This window comes from Chelatococcus asaccharovorans, from assembly GCF_003201475.1.
GTDB lineage: Bacteria > Pseudomonadota > Alphaproteobacteria > Rhizobiales > Beijerinckiaceae > Chelatococcus > Chelatococcus asaccharovorans.
In genome coordinates, this window is the sequence record NZ_QJJK01000010.1 from 158,296 (window position 1) to 176,378 (window position 18,083).

The window sequence follows — 18,083 nt, forward strand, 5'->3', positions numbered from 1 at the left end:
CTATGGCGGTCAACACACGCATTCTGCTCGCCGCCCGGCCGGAAGGCGCGCCGAAGCCGAGCGATTTCAGGATCGAAGATATCCCCGTGCCCGAGCCTCGGGACGGAGACGTGTTGCTCAAGATTCTTTATCTTTCGCTCGATCCTTACATGCGCGGCCGGATGAGCACGGCCAAATCCTACGCAGCCCCGGCGGCGATCGGCGACGTCATGCCGGGCGGCACGGTGGCGCGCGTGGAGACATCGCGTCATCCGGACTTCGTGGAGGGCGATATCGTGCTCTCCTATTCGGGTTGGCAGAGCTATGCGCTGTCCAAAGGCGCGGGGCTGCGCAAGCTGGACCCGGCGGTTGCGCCTGTCAGCACGGCGCTCGGAGTGCTCGGGATGCCGGGCTTTACCGCCTGGTCCGGCCTGCTGCTGATCGGCGAGCCCAAACCGGGAGAGACCGTCGTCGTGGCGGCGGCAAGCGGCGCAGTCGGTTCAGCCGTCGGACAGATCGCGCGAATCAAGGGCGCACGCGCCGTCGGCATCGCCGGCGGGCCGGAGAAATGCGCCTATGTTCGCGACGCCCTCGGCTTCGATGCGGCCATCGATCATCACGCCGTCGACTTCCCCGCGCAACTGGCCGCGGCCTGCCCCAACGGCATCGACGTCTATTTCGAGAATGTCGGCGGCGCGGTCTGGGAGGCCGTCTTTCCGCTGCTCAACAAACATGCGCGCGTGCCGGTGTGCGGTCTCATCGCCGGCTACAACGCCACGTCACCGAGCGGGAGCGGCCCGGACCGGCTTCCCGTGCTCATGCGCGAGATCCTGAGCAGGAGCCTCTTGATCCGCGGCTTTATCCAGACCGAATTCGCCGCCGCCCATGAGGCGCAGTTCCTGCGCGAGGCCGGCGCATGGGTTGGATCCGGACAGCTGCGCTACAAGGAGGATATCGTCGAAGGTCTCGCCAACGCGCCAGAAGCCTTCATCGGGCTGCTCGAGGGGCGGAATTTCGGCAAGCTGATCATCCGGGTCGCCCCCTGACAGGCGGGCCAGCCGCGCCCGGCATTGCAAGCACGAGCATGTTCGAGCGAGAGCGCAAGGGATCGCCGGCGCTGCAATCACGCGCGCCGCACTGCCGCAGTCTGTGAAGGTTGTTCCTGATTGCGCGTCAAGGCGCCCGTCGCGCCGAAAGCCTGGCCGATGCCGATCGCCACAGGTTGCGAGAGACCGATCGAGGCGACCACAGCCGCCAGGTCCTTCAGGCGCGTGGAGACGAGCGTCTGTTCGGGGCGACTGAGTGCGGATGCGACGGCGGCGGGCGTGTCGGCGGACAGGCCATGCGCGACGAGGCGGTCTGCGATCGCGCCCGCCGTCCGGCCGCTCATGTAAAAGATCGTCGTTGCCGAGGGATCGGCGATGGCCCGCCAGTCGACGTCCTCCGGCAGGCCGCCGCGGCGGGAGTGCCCGGTCACGAATCGCACGGATTTGGCATGGTCGCGGTGCGTCAGCGAAATGCCAAGCGCCGCAGCCATGGCGATGCCCGCGGTGATGCCGGGGACGATGTCCACCGGTATGCCTGCCGCCTGCAGCTGTGCAATTTCCTCACCGGCGCGGCCGAAGAGGGTGGGATCGCCGGATTTCAGGCGCACGACCCGTCTGCCCGCGCCGGCGAGCCGCACCATCAGGTCGTTGATGTCATCCTGGCGGCAGCTCTCGCGACCGCCGCGCTTGCCCACCAGGATGCGCTTGGCCTCCCGCCGCGCAAGCTCGAGCACCTCGTCTGAGACGAGATCGTCGAACAGGATGACATCCGCGCCCTGCAGCGCGCGAACGGCCTTCAGCGTCAGCAGTTCGGGATCGCCGGGACCCGCGCCGACGAGCGTGACGCGCCCACGGCCGATATCCGCATTCGCGGCGATCTGGTCGATCGCGGCGACAAGGTCCTGGGCGTCCTCCGCGCGTGGAGCCGGACCGAAGGCTCGGTCGCTGAAGCGCTCCCAGAAATCGCGCCGTCCTCGGCCCGGCCGCAGCCTCTCCGCGATGGTTGCCCGCATGGCCTGCGCCAGGGCCGCCCAATCGGCGAGCGATGCGGGCAGCAGGGTCTCGATCTTCCGCCGCAGTGCCTGGCCGAGGACCGGGGCTGCGCCATCGGTGGAGATGCCCACGACGACAGGCGAGCGGTTGACGATCGTGCCGAAGCTGAACTGACAGAAGGCTGGCCGATCGATGACATTGACCGGTACGCCGGCCGCCCGCGCCGCTCGCGAGAACGCCTCCGCCTCGGCGTCGCTCGCCGCGTCGATGACGGCGATGGCGCCATCCGCGAAGATGTCGGCGCCCCAGGGCCGGTCGTGATGGACGTAGCTGTGGCAGTCAGGGTCCTCCAAGCGCTCGACGAAGACCCGGGCCAGATCCCCGTGCCGCGCATAGACATGGACGCAAGCCCCGGCAGCGGCCAGAAGCTCCGCCTTCCATGCGGCCGCCTCCGTGCCACCGGCAACGATCGCCCGCTTGCCCCTGAGCGCGAGAAAGATCGGCAGGACCGCGAGCGGCGCCATGCGCGCGGGCGCCCGCGCGACGGGGGTGCGTTCACTCGGCTGCCTGGAGACGATGTGCATCGATAATCCCCCTGATTTCGGCGCGGCAGGAGCCGCAATTGGTGCCCGCCTGCAGCCTTTCGCCGACCGCCGCGACGGTCGTGCAGCCCGCCCCGACGGCCGCGGCGATCTGATTGACGCCGACACCGAAACAGGAGCAGACCGTCGCGCCGCGGTCGGAGGCACCGGCCACCGGACGCCCGGCGATGACGGAGAAGCGTGTGGGCTGGTCGGGACAATCGGCGGCGAGTTGCTCGACCGCCCAACTGCGGGAGACAGCGACAGCGTCGCGTGCCAGATAGAGTGCCGCCGCGAGACGGCGCCCTTCGAAGCAGGCGAAGCGATGCCGGCCCAAGGCCTCATCGTGGTAGACGAGCGTCTCGGCCTCCGGCGAGGCCGCGAACAGCCCCCGCGCGAGACCGGCCCAATCCCTGTCGCCGGCGAAGGCGAGTTCGACGCGCCAGCCGGCCTCGCACCGGGCGAGGCTCCAGTAATCCGCCGGGATCCCGTCCGGCTTGTGGCGCAGGACGGCAAATCCGTACCACTGCGCCGGAAAGCGGGTGACGGTGGCCCTGGAATGCTTCAGCGCCGGCTGCCCCGAATGCGGATCGGTCGCGGGCGCGACGAGAACGCCGACGCGCGCGTTGGAGGCGAACTGGTCTGTCCAGTGGATCGGCACGAAGATCGATCCGGGCGCCTGCCGCCGGGTCACGAGCGCCCGGACAAGGATAGCGCCACGCGGCGTCGCGACCCGCACGATGTCCGCATCGCCGATGCCATGCCGAGCGGCATCGTGGGGATGGATCTCGACGAATGGCTCGGCGAGGTGCTGCGAGAGCCGCGGGCTTTTGCCCGTCCGCGTCATCGTGTGCCAGTGGTCGCGTACGCGTCCGGTATTGAGGATGAGCGCGGACGCGTCCTGCGGCCACGTCTCGGCTTGAGCGGCGATGGCGATGAAGCGGGCCTTGCGATCCGGCGTGAAGAAGCCGCCCCCGGCGAAGAAGCGGATGTCGCCGGGCGCCTTCGCCTGCTGCGCCGTTTTCGTCTCCCGCGCCGCTGGCGCCGGCCACTGGAACGGCGTCAGCGCATCGTATTCTGCCGTACCGATAGCGGCATGGGCGCCGATGTCGAAATCGCGCGCGCCGTTATTGTCGTAGGCGGACAAAGCCGCGTGTTCGGCGAAGATCGCAGCCGGGCCGGCATAGGAAAAGGCGGATCGGAAGCCCATTCTCCTGGCGACCTCGGCGACGATCCACCAATCCGGCCTTGCTTCCCCCGGCAAGGGCAGGAAGGGGCGCTGGCGCGAGATGCGCCGCTCCGAATTCGTCACCGTGCCGTCTTTTTCGCCCCAGGCAGCGGCCGGCAGCCTGACATCCGCGTAATGTCCCGTGTCGGTCGCCGCCAGGACATCCGAGACGACGACGAAGGGACAGTCCGCGAGGGCGGCGCGCACCTGATCGGCATCGGGCATGGAATCGACCGGATTGGTGGCCATGATCCACAGCGCCTTGACGCGCCCGTCGGCCACCGCCCGGAACAGGTCGACCGCCTTCAGCCCCGGCTTGTCCGCAATCGCCGGGGCCTTCCAGAAGCGTTGCACCCGCTCGCGATGCAGGGGATTGCCGAGCTCCATATGGGCGGCCAGCATATTGGCCATGCCGCCGACCTCGCGGCCGCCCATTGCATTGGGCTGGCCCGTCACCGAGAACGGCCCGGCGCCGGGCTTGCCGATGCGCCCTGTCGCGAGGTGACAGTTGATGATGGCATTGACCTTGTCGGTGCCCGCGGCCGACTGGTTGACGCCCTGGCTATAGACCGTCACCACCTTCGGGGTTTGGGCGAACAGCCGGTAGAAGCGGTCGAGGTCGGCCGGTCGTATCCCCGTGCGGTTGGCGATCTCCATCCGGCCGAACGCGCGTGCGGCCGCGAGCGCGGCGTCGAACCCCGTCGTGTGGCGCTCGATATAGGCCGCATCCAACGCTCCCTGATCGGCGAGATAGGCGAGGAGCCCGGCGAAGAGCGCGACATCGCCGTCCGCGCGGACAGGCAGATGCAGATCGGCGCTATCGGCAGTCATGGTGCGGCGCGGATCGATCACCACGACCCGCATGTCCGGCCGCTTCTCCCTGGCAGCGGCGATGCGCTGGTAGAGGACGGGATGGCACCAGGCGAGATTGCTCCCGACCAGGACGATAAGATCGGCCTGTTCGAGATCCGCGTAGGTGCCGGGAACCGTATCCGCCCCGAAGGCGCGGCGGTGCCCGGCGACCGATGACGCCATGCAGAGCCGCGAATTCGTGTCGATATTGGCCGAACCGATAAAGCCCTTCATCAGCTTGTTGGCGACGTAATAGTCCTCGGTGAGGAGCTGGCCGGACACGTAGAGAGCAACCGAATCCGGCCCATGGATCCGGACCGTCTCGCTGAACCGCCCGGCGACGAGATCCAGCGCCTCATCCCACGGCGCCCGCCGGCCGTCGATTTCGGGATAGAGCAACCGCCCGTCGAGCCCCGTGGTCTCCGCGAGGGCAGAGCCTTTCGAGCAGAGGCGGCCGAAATTGGCGGGATGGTCGGGATCACCCCGGACCTCCACGACGCCGCCCGCATCGGCCTTCGCCAGAACGCCGCATCCCACCCCGCAATAGGGGCAGGTCGTTTTCACCGGGCTCGCGTCCGCGATCGCCATGGCCGGTTATGCCGCCTTGTCCGCGATCGCATCGAGCGCGATGAATAGACGCTCGCCCTCGACGTTCACAGGAATGGTCCTTACCGCGCCTTCATCGGCGCCGAGCGCCTTGCCGGTCTCGAGCGAGATGACCCAGTTGTGCAGCGGGCAGGTGACGGCGGCGCCATGGACTAGTCCCTGGCTCAGGGGGCCGCCCTTGTGCGGACATTGGTCCTCGATGGCGAAAATCTGATCATCCGCCGTCCGGAAGACGGCGATCCTGCCCTGCGGGGTCTGAACGCAGCGGGCGCCGCGGCGCGGGATGTCCTTCATCGAACCGATAGCGAACCATGTCATGGCGTTTACTCCGCTGCTGCCGCGTATCCGACGGTCGCCATCGGCTTGAACTCATGCTTGTCCTTGCCGGAAACCCGCTCGGACCAGGGATCGACCTGCGCGAAACGCTGCGAAAAGACGAAGCGGTCGAAATAGCCCCTGCGCCTCTCCCGATCGTCGAGGGTCTGGCGTTTGATCTCGGCGATGCCGACGCGCTTTGCCCATTTGTAGATGCGCTCGTGATAGCGCGCCTGCTCGCGATACATCTGGGTGAGCGCGACGATCACCTCGAGCGCCTCGTCCTCGGTTCTGACGAGGCCGAGGACCTCCGTGCCCTTGATGTCGAGGCCCGCGGCACCGGCGAAATGGATCTCGAAACCGGAATCGACGCAGATCACGCCGACGTCCTTGCAGGTTGCCTCCGCGCAGTTGCGCGGGCAGCCGGAGACCGCCATCTTCACCTTGGCCGGTGTCCACGAGCCCCACATGAATTTCTCGATGCGGATGCCGAGCCCGGTCGAATCCTGGGTGCCGAAGCGGCACCAGTCGGAGCCGACGCAGGTCTTCACTGTCCTCAGGCCCTTGGCATAGGCGTGGCCCGAGACGAAGCCGGCCGCGCCGAGGTCCGCCCAGACGGCCGGGAGATCCTCCTTCCGGATGCCGAGCATGTCGATGCGCTGGCCGCCGGTGACTTTGACGGCCGGGATGGCGAATTTGTCGACGACATCGGCGATGGCGCGCAGTTCTCGGGCCGAGGTCATGCCGCCCCACATGCGGGGCACCACAGAATAGGTGCCGTCCTTCTGGATATTGGCGTGGACGCGCTCGTTGACGAAACGCGACTGGTAGTCGTCGGCATATTCATCCGGCCAATCACAGACGAGATAGTAGTTGAGCGCCGGCCGGCATTTGGCGCAGCCGCAGGAGGTCTTCCATTCCAGCTCCTGCATGACCGCCGGGATGGTCTTCAGACCCTTGGCCTTGATGAGCCGGCGCACGTCGTCGTGCCCGAGGCTCGTGCAGGAACACATCGGCTGAACGGCGGCGGGGTTGTAGCTGTCGCCGAGCGTCAGCACCATCAACTGCTCGACGAGCCCCGTGCACGAGCCGCAGGAGGCCGACGCCTTGGTATGGGCGCGGACGTCGTCGAGCGAGGTCAACCCCTTGCCTGCGATCGCGCCCGTGATCTTGCCCTTGCACACGCCGTTGCAGCCGCAGATCTCCGCATCATCCGGCAAGGCTGCAACGGCCGCCATAGGGTCCAGGGGGGCCCCTCCCTGGTAGGCCTGTCCGAAGATGAGCGTGTCGCGCATTTCGGAGATGTCCGTCTGCTTCTTCTTCAGGTCGTTGAACCAGGCCCCATCGGCCGTCTCGCCGTAGAGCACCGTGCCGATGATCCGGTTGTCCTTCAGGACGAGGCGCTTGTAGACCCCGGCGGATGCGTCGCGCAGCACGATCTCCTGGCGGTCGTCGCCATCGGCGAAATCGCCCAGCGAGAACAGGTCGATACCCGTGACCTTGAGCTTGGTGGGGGTATCCGCATGGACGAAGGCGGCGGTGTCGTCGCCGGCCAGCCGGGACGCGGCGACCCGCGCCATCTCATAGAGGGGCGCGACGAGCCCGTAGACCTGCCCACCCACCTCGGCGCATTCGCCGATCGCGAGAATGTCCGGATCGGACGTGCGCATGGCGTCGTCGACGACGATGCCGCGGTTGACGGCAAGGCCGGCATCCCTGGCGAGGGCGGCATTCGGCCTGATGCCGACGGCCATGACCACAAGGCTCGCGGGGACGACCGAGCCGTCGGCCAACGCCACCCCCTCGACGCGGGGATCACCGATGATCGCCTGCGTATTGGCCTTGGTGATCACCTTGATGCCGCGCTCCTCGACCGCCTTCTGCAGGAGGTAGCCGGCTGCCGGATCCAGCTGCCGCTCCATCAGGGTCGGCATGACGTGCAGCACGGTGACGTCCATGCCGCGCGCGTTGAGGCCGGCCGCGGCTTCGAGCCCCAGCAGGCCCCCGCCGATGACGACCGCCTTCGCCCGCGACTGCGCGGCGAGCAGCATCGCATGGACGTCGTCGAGATCGCGGTAGGTGAGGACCCCCGGCAGGTTGTTGCCGGGAACCGGGATGATGAAGGGGACGGACCCGGTGGCAATCACCAGTCGGTCATAGCCCTCCGTCACGCCGTGGTCGGAGGTCACGGTTTTCGCCACCGGGTCGATGGCGATGATCCTGTGGCCCTTGTAGAGGGTGACGGCGTTGTCGACGTACCAGCGATCGCCGTGGATGACGATCTCTTCGTAGCTCTTCTCTCCCGACAGCACGGGCGACAGCATGATGCGGTCGTAGTTCACGCGCGGTTCGGCGTTGAAGATGGTGACCGCATAGCGGCCGGGCGCCTGCTCGAAGAGATGTTCCAGCATGCGCCCCGGCGCCATGCCGTTGCCGATGATGACGAGTTTCTCGGTCATGGCGGCCCTCACGCGGCTTCCACGAAGCGGTGACGCTCGTAGAGAAACTTGAGCACCGCCTCGCGGCATTTGAGGTAGGTTCGGTCGGAAGCGAGCGCGATGCGGCTGCGCGGGCGCTCAAGCGGAACCTCCAGCACGTCGCCGATGGTGGCAGCGGGACCGTTGGTCATCATCACGATGCGATCGGAGAGGAGGACGGCTTCGTCCACATCGTGGGTGATCATGATCACCGTATTGCCGAGCGTCTGGTGGATCTGCATGATCTGGTCCTGCAGATGCGCGCGTGTCAGGGCATCCAGCGCGCCGAACGGCTCGTCGAGCAGCAGGAGCTTCGGCTCCATGGCGAGCGCGCGGGCGATGCCGACGCGCTGCTTCATGCCGCCGGAGATTTCGCCTGGACGCTTGTCCGCCGCATGCGTCATCTGCACCAGTTCGAGATTGCGCATCGTCCATTCCCGTCGCTCTTCACGGGACTTGCTGCGGCTGAACAGCTTGTCGACCGCAAGTGCGACGTTCTCGTAGACGGTGAGCCAGGGAAGCAGGGAATGGTTCTGGAAAACGACGGCCCGATCCGGTCCCGGGTCATCCACCACCTTTCCGTCCAGGAGAACCGCGCCCACGCTGGACGGCGTCAGGCCGGCGACGATGTTGAGCAGCGTCGACTTTCCGCAGCCCGAATGACCGATGATCGAGATGTACTCGCCCTTCTCGACGCCGAGCGTGACATCGCGAAGGACTTCGGTCTTCGAACGGTCGCGCTGATAGATCTTTCCGATCCCCTCGATGGAGAGATAATGATGGGCCATGATCGTGCTCCTCAGGCTGCGCTGGTGCCGCGCGTGACGCGGTTGCCGATGAAGGCGACGATCCGGTCGAGCACGAAGCCGACCAGACCGACATAAATCAGGGCGAGAATGATGTCGCTGATGAGCGAGGAGTTCCAGGCATCCCAGATAAAGAAGCCGATGCCGACACCGCCGATCAGCATTTCGGCTGCCACAATAGCAAGCCAGGACAGACCAATACCGATCCGCAGCCCCGTAAAGATGTAAGGCGCGGCGGCCGGAAGCATGATCTTGCGGAAATACTCTATTCCATTGAGCCGCAACACGCGGGCTACGTTGACGTAATCGGCTGGAATGTTACGAATACCCACGGCCGTGTTGATGATTATTGGCCATATGGCGGTGATGAAAATGACGAAGATGGCTGACGGCTCCCCGTCGCGGAATGCGGCGAGGGACAGCGGCAGCCATGCCAGGGGTGGCACGGTGCGTAGCACCTGGAAGATCGGGTCCAGTCCGCGCATGGCGAGGCTCGATTGCCCGATAAGGACGCCGAGCGCGATGCCTGCGAAAGAGGCAAGCGCGTAACCGAGAGCCACGCGCTTCAGGCTCGCATAGAGCTGCCAGCCCATGCCCTTGTCGTTGCCGCCATTGTCGTAGAACGGGTTCACGATCAGGTTCCAGGTGTCGGTGAGCACCTGCGAGGGAGGCGGTAGCGAAGATGTCGGGCGGGAGCAGAGCAACTCCCACACAAGAACGATCACCGCCAGTGTCATGAGCGGCGGCAGAAGATGTGCCGCGACCTTGCCGATTTGGCGCTGGATGGTTTGGGCGAGGTTCTTCCGGGGTAGCGGAAGCGTATGGATCGTCGCGCCCGGGCGGGGCGACGGGGCTGCAGCGGGGAGCGTCTTTGCCGCCGTGGCTGTCATTGCGGGTTCCTTCCAGGCTGGTTCGCGGAGCGGGCGTCGCTGCGACGCGTCAGACCATGCGCTTGATGGCGAGGCTTTCGAGATAAGCGGACGGATTGGCTGGATCGAATACTTTGCCGTCGAAGAATGTCTCGACGCCCCGCGATGTTGAGTCCGGAATGGCGGACACCCCCAGTTCCTTGGCGGTCTCGCGCCACAGGTCCTCGCGATTCACCCGGTCCAAGAGCGCTTTCGTATCGGTATTCTTCGGCAGATATCCCCAGCGGATGTCCTCGGTCAGGAACCACAGGTCATGGCTGCGGAAGGGATACGAGGCGTTATCCGCCCAGTAGTGCATGATGAAGGGACTGTTCTCGACGACCTTGCCGTTGCCGTAGTCGAAGTTGCCTTTCATGCGATCGACCACGTCCTTGAACGGCGCGTTGATCCAGTTCCGCTTTGCGCAGATTTGCGCGAGTTCTTCCTTATTCGCCATGTCTTCGCACCACATCTGGGCTTCCATGATCGCCATGAGCAGCGCCTTGGTGGCTTTCGGATATTTCTCGACGAAATCCGTGCGCAGCGTGAATGACTTCTCCGGATGCTTGTCCCAGAGTTCGCCGGTCGTGAGGGCGGTGTAACCGATCCCCTGGTTCACCAGCTGGTGGTTCCACGGCTCGCAGACACAAAAGCAATCCATCGTGCCGACCTTCATATTGGCCACCATCTGGGCCGGAGGCACGGTGATCGTCTGGATGTCGCTATTCGGGTCGATACCGCCTGCCGCGAGCCAATAGCGGATCCACAAGTCATGGGTGCCGCCCGGGAAAGTGTTGGCGGCCTTCACTTCTTTGCCCGTGCCCTTCTTGGCCGCCAGGGCTGCCTTGAACGGCGTGGCGTCCACGCCGAGCTTCAGACCGGCATATTCCTGGCCCACCGAGATGCATTGGCCGGCGACATTGAGGCGCGCGAGGATGGAGAGGGGCGTCGGCTGGTTGTTCTGTGTGACAGCGCCGGATGTGATCAAGTAAGGCATGGGCGTCAGGATATGGGCACCGTCTATGCCGTTTCCCGCCGCGCCGAGCACGAGGTTGTCACGTGTCGTTCCCCACGACGACTGCTTGAGCACTTCAACATCCGGCATGCCGTGCTTGGCGAAAAACCCCTTCTCCTTTGCCACGAACAGCGGTCCGGCGTCGGTCAATGCGATGAAGCCGAGTTTGGCCCCGGACACCTCAGGGCCGGAAGCAGCGGCATAGGCACCCTGGGGCAGCAACTGGCGCCCAGCGGCCAACAGGGCGGTCGTCGCGGCGACGTCCTTCAGAAACCGGCGGCGGTTCGGCGCGAAAGTGCTCTTCAGGGTCCGGCTTGCTGTCATTTCGATCTCCTGGTCGTGCTGTCTCGGAGGCAATGCAGGGTGCAAGGTGCGAAAAAAAAGAAAAGCCGCCGGCCAGGTCCAAACGCGCTTCCCATGATGGAATCGCGTTGTCCTGATCGGCGGCTTTGCCTTGGAGGACGCCCGGCGTTGGACGTCGAATGGGGTGGCCTACTGGCCCGCAATCAATAAAGCAGGAACCGTGCCAACAACTCGAATTGGAAAGATTTCAAGGAATCCAGGGGTGGAGGCGCCGTCGGCGCGCGGATCTATCAGAGCGGAACCGACCAAAAGCTAGTCACCTGCTCGGATCGGCTGCACAGCTTCGGTGCAGGCGAGCGCCCGATCACGGCAGCGGGGATAGGCCGCCGGCCTGGGCCGCGATATAGGTGTCGATCTGGTCCGGATCGAAAATGCGCCCGTCGAAGAAGCCGTCCGGGCCAAGCACGAGGCCCGCGCCGCTCGAGCCGACGGGGGTTGCGGAGGTCAAGGCGCCCTCCACCTTGGCATTGGCGCCAGGCAGGGCGACGCCCAAGGGCTTCAGCGCCGCGCGGTAGAGGTCGGGACGGTAGCAGTCACGCGCGATCGCGGCATTCGTCGGCGTGTGCCGGATCTCGCCCCAGCGCACCATCTGGGTGTAGAACCAGAGCGCGTGGCTCTTCCAGGGGAAGTTCGCGGCCTTGTCGAAGGGCAGGAAGAAATCGTCGACCTGCCGCAGCACGCCGCCGCCGACGTCGAGCAAGCCGGTCAGCGCGCGCATCTGGATCTCGGCGGGCTGGCCGAGGAAGCCCGGCTGCACCATCAGCGCGGTCAGTTCATGGTGATTGCTGGGATCCTGGCACCAGCGCGCCGCATGATGGAGCGCGCGCAACAGGGCTGACAGGGCGTCCGGATGATCCCGGGCCCACGACTTGCGCACGCCGAGCACCTTCTCGGGGCTGGCACGCCAGATGGCCGCCTTCACCGTGGCGATGTGCCCCTTCCCGGCGACGACCGAGACGCTGTTCCACGGCTCACCGACACAGTAGCCATCGATGCGCCCCGCCGCCAGCGCATCGGCCATGAAGGGCGGTGGGACAATGACAATCTCGACTTCCCGCGAGGGATCGATACCGCAGCCCGCGAGCCAGTAGCGCAGCTCATAATTGTGCCCCGAATGCGGGTGAGTGACGGCAAAACGCAGGGGCGTCGCTTCGATGGCGGCGCGCGCGCGGATCAGCTCGCGAAGGGCGGCCCCGTTCCGCAGCGGATCGAGGTCGGGCCTGGCGCCATGGGCCGCCATTCCCTCCCAGACGGTGTTCGACACGGTCACGCAATTGCCGCCGAGCCCCAGCGAGAAGGGCACGATCGTGTCGGAGGCGAGCGGGGTGAGGCCGAGATTGCAGGCGAGCGGCATGGGGCCAAGCATATGCGCCACGTCGAAATGGCCGATCGCGATGCGGTCGCGGATGTTTGCCCATGAGGTCTCGCGGGACAGCTTGAGTTCGATGCCCTCCCGAGCGGCAAAGCCGATCTCGCGGGCGGCGATCAGCACCGCGCTGTCGAACAGTGGCATGAAGCCGGCATTGATCTCGTGGTCTGCCATTCCTAACGGCCCTCCGGCCCGAGCAGGTCGGCCGCTGTGACGAGGCCCTGCGCCACGTCGGCCAGCTTGCGGTTCTGGTTCATCGCCGTCTTGCGCAGGAGCGTATAGGCCTCCTCTTCGGAGAGCCCCCGCAACTTCATGAGAATGCCCTTCGCCCGATCGATCACTTTGCGCCCTTCGAGCTCGCTGCGCGCCTCCTCGAGCTCGCGGGCCATCCGGGAGAAGGCATTGAAACGGCTGATCGCCATATCGAGAATGGGCTTGACGCGTTCCTGCTTGAGGCCGTCGACGACATAGGCGGAAACGCCAGCCTCGACCGCTGCCTCGATCGAGGCCTTGTCCGAGCGATCGACGAACATGGCAATCGGGCGCTTCACCGCGCGGGACAGCTGGAACATGTTTTCCAGCATGTCGCGATTGGGATTTTCCAGATCGATGACGATGACGTCCGGCACGATCTCGGCAATGCGCATCGCAATGCCCGTGACGTCGTGCACGAGCGTCACATGGCTATGGCCAGCCTCCCGCAGCCCCGCCTCGATGATCGCGGCGCGAATACGATTCTCATCGATGACAAGGACTGAAAGGGACGGGGTTGCCATGCCTCATATTGCGCAAGCGAAATAATTGTGCAATGCGGCAAATGCGGGAGCCACATCACGTCCCCGCCTTTCATCCGGCTTGGATCGCCTGTCCGACGGATGTCATTTTGCGACGGTGTCATTCCCGGCCAAGGGCCGCAAGGCCCGAGCCCGGAACCGATTAACACCATGGTCTACCAGAGAGGCACAGTCCGATGCGTCTTTTCTCGGGCCGCGTGTTCATGGATCCCGGGCCCGTTGCTGCGCAACGCCCCGGGATGACCGTGGGATTCCATCCAAATACAGCATGCTCTAGCGGCTCGGAATACCGTTTTTCAACAGCCTGCTAGCTCTTTTCCCCGGCGAAGACGTCATAGGCTTCGAGCGCCCGGCCGGCATAGACGGCGCTCGGGCCGCCCCCCATCTCGACGGCGACCGACAACACCTCGGACAATTCCTCGCGGCTGGCGCCGTGGTGGATCGCATTGGCGACGTGGAACAGGATGCAGTCGCCACAGCCCTGATGCACGGCGATGGCGACGGCAACCAGTTCCTTGATCGCCGACGAGAGGGTTCCCGGCTTCGACGCCTCGCCCATCAGCGCGCGGAAAGCCGTCATGGTCTGCGGCGCCGCCTTGGCGAGCGCGCCGAAGCGCAGGTTCATCGCCTTCAACTGGCGCGGCAGATCCTCGGACGAAGTCATATCCCGCCCTCCCTCAGACGAACACCATGCCGCCGTCGACGAGCAGCGACTGGCCGGTCATGAAGTCGGAATCCGACGAGGCGAGGTAGCGCGCCACGCCGACGAGGTCGTCCGGCCGCGAAGGACGCCCCAGCACCGCGCCGGCGGCGAAGGTGTCGAAGGCCTCGTTGACATTGTGGGTCAGCCCGCTGTCGCGGAAACCCTTGTCGATCGTGTCCCACATCGGCGTGGCGACGACGCCCGGGCAGAAGGCGTTGGCGGTAATGCCCTCCTTGCCGAAGGCGCGGGCGCAGGCCTGCGTCATCGCCACCACGGCGAACTTGCTGGCACTGTAATGGGCGAGCGGCTCATAGCCCTGTTTGCCGGCGATGGAGGCGGTGTTGACGATCTTGCCGCCGCCGCCCTGCCTGCGGAAGGTCGTCACCGCCTCCTGCATACCGATCAGCACACCGAGCGCATTGACGTCGGTGACGAAGCGCCAGTCCGCCTCGGTGATGTCGAGGAAGGGCTTCGTCTGCGCGACGCCGGCATTGTTGAAGAGAACGTCGAGCCTGCCAAAGGCCTCGACGGCACGGTCGATCATGGCGCGGACCTGCGCGCGCTCGCGCACGTCCACCGCTGCGGCGATGGCCTTGCCACCCGCGGCGGTGATCTCCCCCGCGACCTTGCCGGCGGCGTCCAACGAGAGATCGGCAACCGTGATAAAGGCCCCGTCGGCGGCGAGCGCCCTGGCAATGGCGGCGCCGATGCCACCGGCCGCGCCGGTGATGACGATGCTCTTGTCCCTGAGATCAGGCATGGTTCCTCCTTGGCCGCCCGCTTGCGCCGCGGCCTTCGCTTCAATGGGGATAACGGCGCATCAGGCCGTGATGTGATTGAGCACGAGCTCGTTGACCCGGCCCGCCTTCTCCATCTGCACCATGTGGCCGGCCTCGCCGATGACGTCCACTCGCGCCCGGTCGCCGAGCGCGGCGGCATGGGCGGCCGGAATGACCTGGTCGCTCTCGCCCCAGATGACGAGCACCGGCGTTGGAGCGGCTTTCAGCGCCTCAGCGAGCACCGCGCTCTGGCGTCCGCCGGGAAATAGCGCGCTCGACAACGCCTTGAGCGCCGCGTCCACCCCGTCGAGCCGTTTGTATTTCAGAAGGTCGTCGACGAGCTGGCGGGTAACGGTTGCCGGATCGTGGAACAGATGCTCCAGCACCGGCTTGAGATCACGGCGGGAGGCAGCGGCCACGAAACCGTCGGTATAATCCCTGTTGATCTCCTCCCCGAGTCCGGCCGAGCTGATCAGCGTGATCGACGAGACGCGGCCCGGCTGGTCGAGCGCGGTCTGTGCAACAACAGCCCCGCCCATGGAATGGCCGACGAGATGCGCCGACGTGATGTCGAGCGCATCCATGAAGCCGATCAGCGCCTCGGACAGCCCCTTCAGCGAGGCGTCTTTCACCGCCTTGTCGGACTGGCCATGTCCCGGCAGGTCGAGCGCATAGACGGTGCCGGCCTCGGCCAGCGTATCGATGTTGAACAGCCAGTTGTCGAGATCACCGCCGAAGCCGTGAACGAGGATGATGGCGCGCGCGCCATCACCACCTCCTGTCTGGCTTCGCCTCGCATAGCGCAGCCGCCCGGCGGGCGTATCGACGAATTCGTAACGCGGCCCGGCCTCCTCCTCGTCGCCCGCCTCCGCCGCGTGAGCCGCGTATTCGGCGACATAGGCGTCGATCTCCTCGTCCGGCACGTCGTCCGCGGCGATGACGCCGATGAGGGCTTTCACCGGATAGACCGTATCCGGGGCACCAAGGACCCGGCGCAGTGTGCCGGTATCGCCGGCCTCCACCACGCCGGCGATCTTATCCGTCTCGACCTCGACGATTTCGTCGCCCACCGCGATCTTGGCTCCGGCTGACTTCAGCCAGCCGGTCACCTTGCCCTCAGCCATGGAGAGGCCCCATTTGGGCATGACGATCGGCTTGATGCGTTCGTTCATGACGTACTCCTTCACGCCGCGAGAGCGCGGGCGGTGGTCTTGTTCGCCGCGGCGACAATCGCGTCTGCCGAGGGGATGTAAAGGTCCTCCAGCACCGGCGAGAACGGCACGGGTGTATGCGGTGCGGTGACCATCTGCGGTGCGGCCTTCAATGCCCCGAAGGCGTTCTGCGCCACATGGGCGGCGACGTCGCCGGCAATGGAGCAGCGTGGATTGGCCTCGTCGACGACAACGAGCCGGCCGGTCGTTTCCACGCTCTCGATGACCGTGTCCCAATCGATGGGCGAGAGGGTGCGCAGGTCGATGATCTCAGCCTGCACGCCGGTCTTGGCCAGTGTCTCGGCCGCCTCCAACGCGCGATGGACCGTCAGCCCATAGCTGACGATGGTGACGTCCTTGCCCTCGCGAACCACATTCGCCTCGGCGAAGGGAATGGCGTAGCTCTCCTCCGGCACATCGCATTCGCTGCCGTAGAGCGCCTTGTGCTCGCAGAAGATCACCGGGTCGTCGTCGCGGATCGCCTGGATCAACAGTCCCTTGGCGTCATAGGCGTCGGACGGACAGACGACCTTGAGCCCGGGCACATGGGTGAACAACGGCGTCAGCATCTGCGAATGCTGCGCGGCAGCGCGGAAACCGGCACCGACCATGGCGCGGATGACCACCGGGGTCTTGGCCTTGCCGCCGAACATATATTTGAACTTGGCGGCCTGGTTCAGGATCTGGTCGAAACACACGCCCATGAAGTCGAGGAACATAAGTTCTGCCACCGGACGCATGCCGCAGGCGGCTGCGCCGATGGCCGCTCCGATATAGGCGCTCTCCGACAGCGGGGTGTCCATCAGCCGGTTGCCGTGCTTGGCGTGCAGCCCCTTGGTGACGCCGAGCACACCGCCCCAGGCATCAATCTCGCCCGGGGCGCCGGCGCCGCCGACGATGTCCTCGCCGAGCACGATAACGGTGGGGTCGCGGCGCATCTCGAGGTCCAGCGCCTCGTTGATCGCCTGCTTCATGCTGATCTTGCGGGCCATCTTGTTTCCTCTGCGGTTCTGTTCTGCAATTCTGTTGAAAGCGTTGCTCAGTAGGCGACATAGACGTCGGTGAGGAGGTCGCGCGCGGACGGCAGCGGGGCGCCCTTGGCCTGGCCGACGGCCTCGTCGATCAGGGCCGCGACCTCGCGGTCGATCAAGGCGATCTCCGCCGCACTCACCACACCCGCGGACGTGACGCGGCCCGCGAAAATCTTCAGGCAATCCCGGTTGGTGCGGTTGTAGTCATTCTCGCCCTTGGCCTTGTAGGCCTGGGCATCGCCTTCGAAATGGCCGAAGAAGCGGATCATCTTGCATTCGAGCAGCGCCGGCCCGCCGCCCTCGCGGGCGCGCTTGATGATCTCGCCCGCGGCCTCGTACACGGCGAAGAAGTCTGTCCCATCCACCGTCACCCCCGGCAGGCCGAAACCCGAGGCGCGGTCGACATAGGAATCCACCGCCGTGGCGTAGTCGACCGAGGTCGATTCCGCATAGCCGTTGTTCTCCACCACGAAGATCACCGGCAGGTTCCAGATGGCGGCGAGGTTCATGCTCTCCAGCACGGTGCCCTGGTTGGAGGCGCCGTCGCCGAAGAAGGTGATGCCCACGCCCCCGTCGCCGCGAAACTTCGCCGCCAGTGCCGCCCCGCAGATCAGGGGCGCGCCCGCCCCGAGAATGCCGTTGGCACCCATCATCCCCTTGGAGAGGTCGGCGATATGCATCGATCCCCCCTTGCCGCGGCAGGCGCCGGTCGCCTTGCCGTAGATCTCCGCCATCATGGCGTGGACGTCGACTCCCTTGGCGATGCAGTGGCCATGGCCGCGATGGGTGGAGGCGATGCGATCCACATCGGTAAGGTGGCTCATGATGCCGGCGGCACAGGCTTCCTCGCCGGCATACAGATGCACGAAGCCGGGAATATCGCCCTTGGCGAATTCCACATGCAGCCGCTCCTCAAAGTCGCGAATGGTACGCATGGTCCGATAGGCGGCGAGCAGTTCGTCTTTTGGGAGCGGAAACGGATTGTTGGTCATGCCTTGTTATCCTCCTCAGGTGTCACGACTTGCGC

The 18,083-nt window shown here is 65.8% G+C and carries 15 protein-coding genes; 1 reads left to right on the forward strand and 14 read right to left on the reverse strand.

Features of this window, described 5'->3' with window-relative positions:
• Window positions 1-2 precede the first annotated feature (2 nt).
• Window positions 3-1,025 (forward strand): NADP-dependent oxidoreductase, encoded by a 1,023-nt coding sequence (locus C7450_RS23000; RefSeq protein WP_110376805.1) that lies wholly within the window; start codon window positions 3-5, stop codon window positions 1,023-1,025.
• 77 nt (window positions 1,026-1,102) lie between these two features.
• Here C7450_RS23000 and cysG read toward each other — a convergent pair whose 3' ends face one another.
• From cysG to C7450_RS23070, 14 genes are all read right to left on the reverse strand, one after another.
• Window positions 1,103-2,602 (reverse strand): siroheme synthase CysG, encoded by a 1,500-nt coding sequence (gene cysG, locus C7450_RS23005; RefSeq protein ID WP_110376806.1) that lies wholly within the window; start codon window positions 2,600-2,602, stop codon window positions 1,103-1,105.
• The gene (locus tag C7450_RS23010; protein WP_110376807.1) at window positions 2,574-5,267 is read right to left on the reverse strand and encodes a nitrate reductase; all 2,694 of its coding nucleotides are present in this window, start codon (window positions 5,265-5,267) and stop codon (window positions 2,574-2,576) included. Before C7450_RS23010 ends, cysG begins: the two co-directional genes overlap by 29 nt.
• Window positions 5,268-5,273: 6 nt before the next feature.
• The gene (gene nirD / locus C7450_RS23015; protein ID WP_110376808.1) at window positions 5,274-5,603 is read right to left on the reverse strand and encodes a nitrite reductase small subunit NirD; all 330 of its coding nucleotides are present in this window, start codon (window positions 5,601-5,603) and stop codon (window positions 5,274-5,276) included.
• Window positions 5,604-5,608: 5 nt separating this feature from the next.
• The gene (gene nirB, locus C7450_RS23020; RefSeq protein ID WP_110376809.1) at window positions 5,609-8,059 is read right to left on the reverse strand and encodes a nitrite reductase large subunit NirB; all 2,451 of its coding nucleotides are present in this window, start codon (window positions 8,057-8,059) and stop codon (window positions 5,609-5,611) included.
• A gap of 8 nt (window positions 8,060-8,067) precedes the next feature.
• Entirely contained in the window at window positions 8,068-8,865 is a 798-nt protein-coding gene (locus C7450_RS23025; protein ID WP_110376810.1) for an ABC transporter ATP-binding protein, read from the reverse strand.
• A gap of 11 nt (window positions 8,866-8,876) precedes the next feature.
• Window positions 8,877-9,773, reverse strand: coding sequence for a nitrate ABC transporter permease (gene ntrB / locus C7450_RS23030; protein ID WP_110376811.1), 897 nt, complete (start codon window positions 9,771-9,773; stop codon window positions 8,877-8,879).
• Between the two features lie 49 nt (window positions 9,774-9,822).
• A complete protein-coding gene (locus C7450_RS23035) occupies window positions 9,823-11,130 on the reverse strand; it encodes a CmpA/NrtA family ABC transporter substrate-binding protein (protein WP_110376812.1) in 1,308 nt (435 codons plus the stop codon).
• 343 nt (window positions 11,131-11,473) lie between these two features.
• A complete protein-coding gene (locus tag C7450_RS23040; protein WP_110376813.1) occupies window positions 11,474-12,712 on the reverse strand; it encodes a CmpA/NrtA family ABC transporter substrate-binding protein in 1,239 nt (412 codons plus the stop codon).
• A 2-nt stretch (window positions 12,713-12,714) separates the two neighbouring features.
• Complete coding sequence (locus C7450_RS23045) at window positions 12,715-13,314, reverse strand: ANTAR domain-containing response regulator (protein WP_110376814.1); 600 nt, start codon at window positions 13,312-13,314, stop codon at window positions 12,715-12,717.
• Window positions 13,315-13,639: 325 nt separating this feature from the next.
• On the reverse strand, window positions 13,640-13,996 hold the full coding sequence (locus tag C7450_RS23050) for a carboxymuconolactone decarboxylase family protein (RefSeq protein WP_110376815.1): 357 nt from the start codon (window positions 13,994-13,996) through the stop codon (window positions 13,640-13,642).
• 13 nt (window positions 13,997-14,009) lie between these two features.
• Complete coding sequence (locus C7450_RS23055; RefSeq protein WP_110376816.1) at window positions 14,010-14,795, reverse strand: glucose 1-dehydrogenase; 786 nt, start codon at window positions 14,793-14,795, stop codon at window positions 14,010-14,012.
• 60 nt (window positions 14,796-14,855) lie between these two features.
• Window positions 14,856-15,986, reverse strand: a complete 1,131-nt coding sequence (locus tag C7450_RS23060) for an acetoin dehydrogenase dihydrolipoyllysine-residue acetyltransferase subunit (RefSeq protein ID WP_110376817.1) — start codon at window positions 15,984-15,986, stop codon at window positions 14,856-14,858.
• Window positions 15,987-15,997: 11 nt separating this feature from the next.
• Window positions 15,998-17,017 (reverse strand): alpha-ketoacid dehydrogenase subunit beta, encoded by a 1,020-nt coding sequence (locus C7450_RS23065; protein ID WP_110376818.1) that lies wholly within the window; start codon window positions 17,015-17,017, stop codon window positions 15,998-16,000.
• Window positions 17,018-17,064: 47 nt separating this feature from the next.
• Entirely contained in the window at window positions 17,065-18,048 is a 984-nt protein-coding gene (locus C7450_RS23070) for a thiamine pyrophosphate-dependent dehydrogenase E1 component subunit alpha (RefSeq protein WP_110376819.1), read from the reverse strand.
• Between the last annotated feature and the right edge of the window lie 35 nt (window positions 18,049-18,083).

Excerpts from the sequence above, each read along its gene's own strand:
- C7450_RS23050 (WP_110376815.1), bottom strand. The coding sequence starts at position 13,996 with ATGACTTCGTCCGAGGATCTGCCGCGCCAGTTGAAGGCGATGAACCTG.
- C7450_RS23025 (WP_110376810.1), bottom strand. The coding sequence starts at position 8,865 with ATGGCCCATCATTATCTCTCCATCGAGGGGATCGGAAAGATCTATCAG.
- nirD (WP_110376808.1), bottom strand. The coding sequence starts at position 5,603 with ATGACATGGTTCGCTATCGGTTCGATGAAGGACATCCCGCGCCGCGGC.
- C7450_RS23040 (WP_110376813.1), bottom strand. The coding sequence starts at position 12,712 with ATGGCAGACCACGAGATCAATGCCGGCTTCATGCCACTGTTCGACAGC.
- C7450_RS23055 (WP_110376816.1), bottom strand. The coding sequence starts at position 14,795 with ATGCCTGATCTCAGGGACAAGAGCATCGTCATCACCGGCGCGGCCGGT.
- C7450_RS23010 (WP_110376807.1), bottom strand. The coding sequence starts at position 5,267 with ATGGCGATCGCGGACGCGAGCCCGGTGAAAACGACCTGCCCCTATTGC.
- C7450_RS23035 (WP_110376812.1), bottom strand. The coding sequence starts at position 11,130 with ATGACAGCAAGCCGGACCCTGAAGAGCACTTTCGCGCCGAACCGCCGC.
- C7450_RS23070 (WP_110376819.1), bottom strand. The coding sequence starts at position 18,048 with ATGACCAACAATCCGTTTCCGCTCCCAAAAGACGAACTGCTCGCCGCC.
- ntrB (WP_110376811.1), bottom strand. The coding sequence starts at position 9,773 with ATGACAGCCACGGCGGCAAAGACGCTCCCCGCTGCAGCCCCGTCGCCC.
- C7450_RS23065 (WP_110376818.1), bottom strand. The coding sequence starts at position 17,017 with ATGGCCCGCAAGATCAGCATGAAGCAGGCGATCAACGAGGCGCTGGAC.
- C7450_RS23060 (WP_110376817.1), bottom strand. The coding sequence starts at position 15,986 with ATGAACGAACGCATCAAGCCGATCGTCATGCCCAAATGGGGCCTCTCC.
- C7450_RS23045 (WP_110376814.1), bottom strand. The coding sequence starts at position 13,314 with ATGGCAACCCCGTCCCTTTCAGTCCTTGTCATCGATGAGAATCGTATT.
- C7450_RS23000 (WP_110376805.1), top strand. The coding sequence starts at position 3 with ATGGCGGTCAACACACGCATTCTGCTCGCCGCCCGGCCGGAAGGCGCG.
- nirB (WP_110376809.1), bottom strand. The coding sequence starts at position 8,059 with ATGACCGAGAAACTCGTCATCATCGGCAACGGCATGGCGCCGGGGCGC.
- cysG (WP_110376806.1), bottom strand. The coding sequence starts at position 2,602 with ATGCACATCGTCTCCAGGCAGCCGAGTGAACGCACCCCCGTCGCGCGG.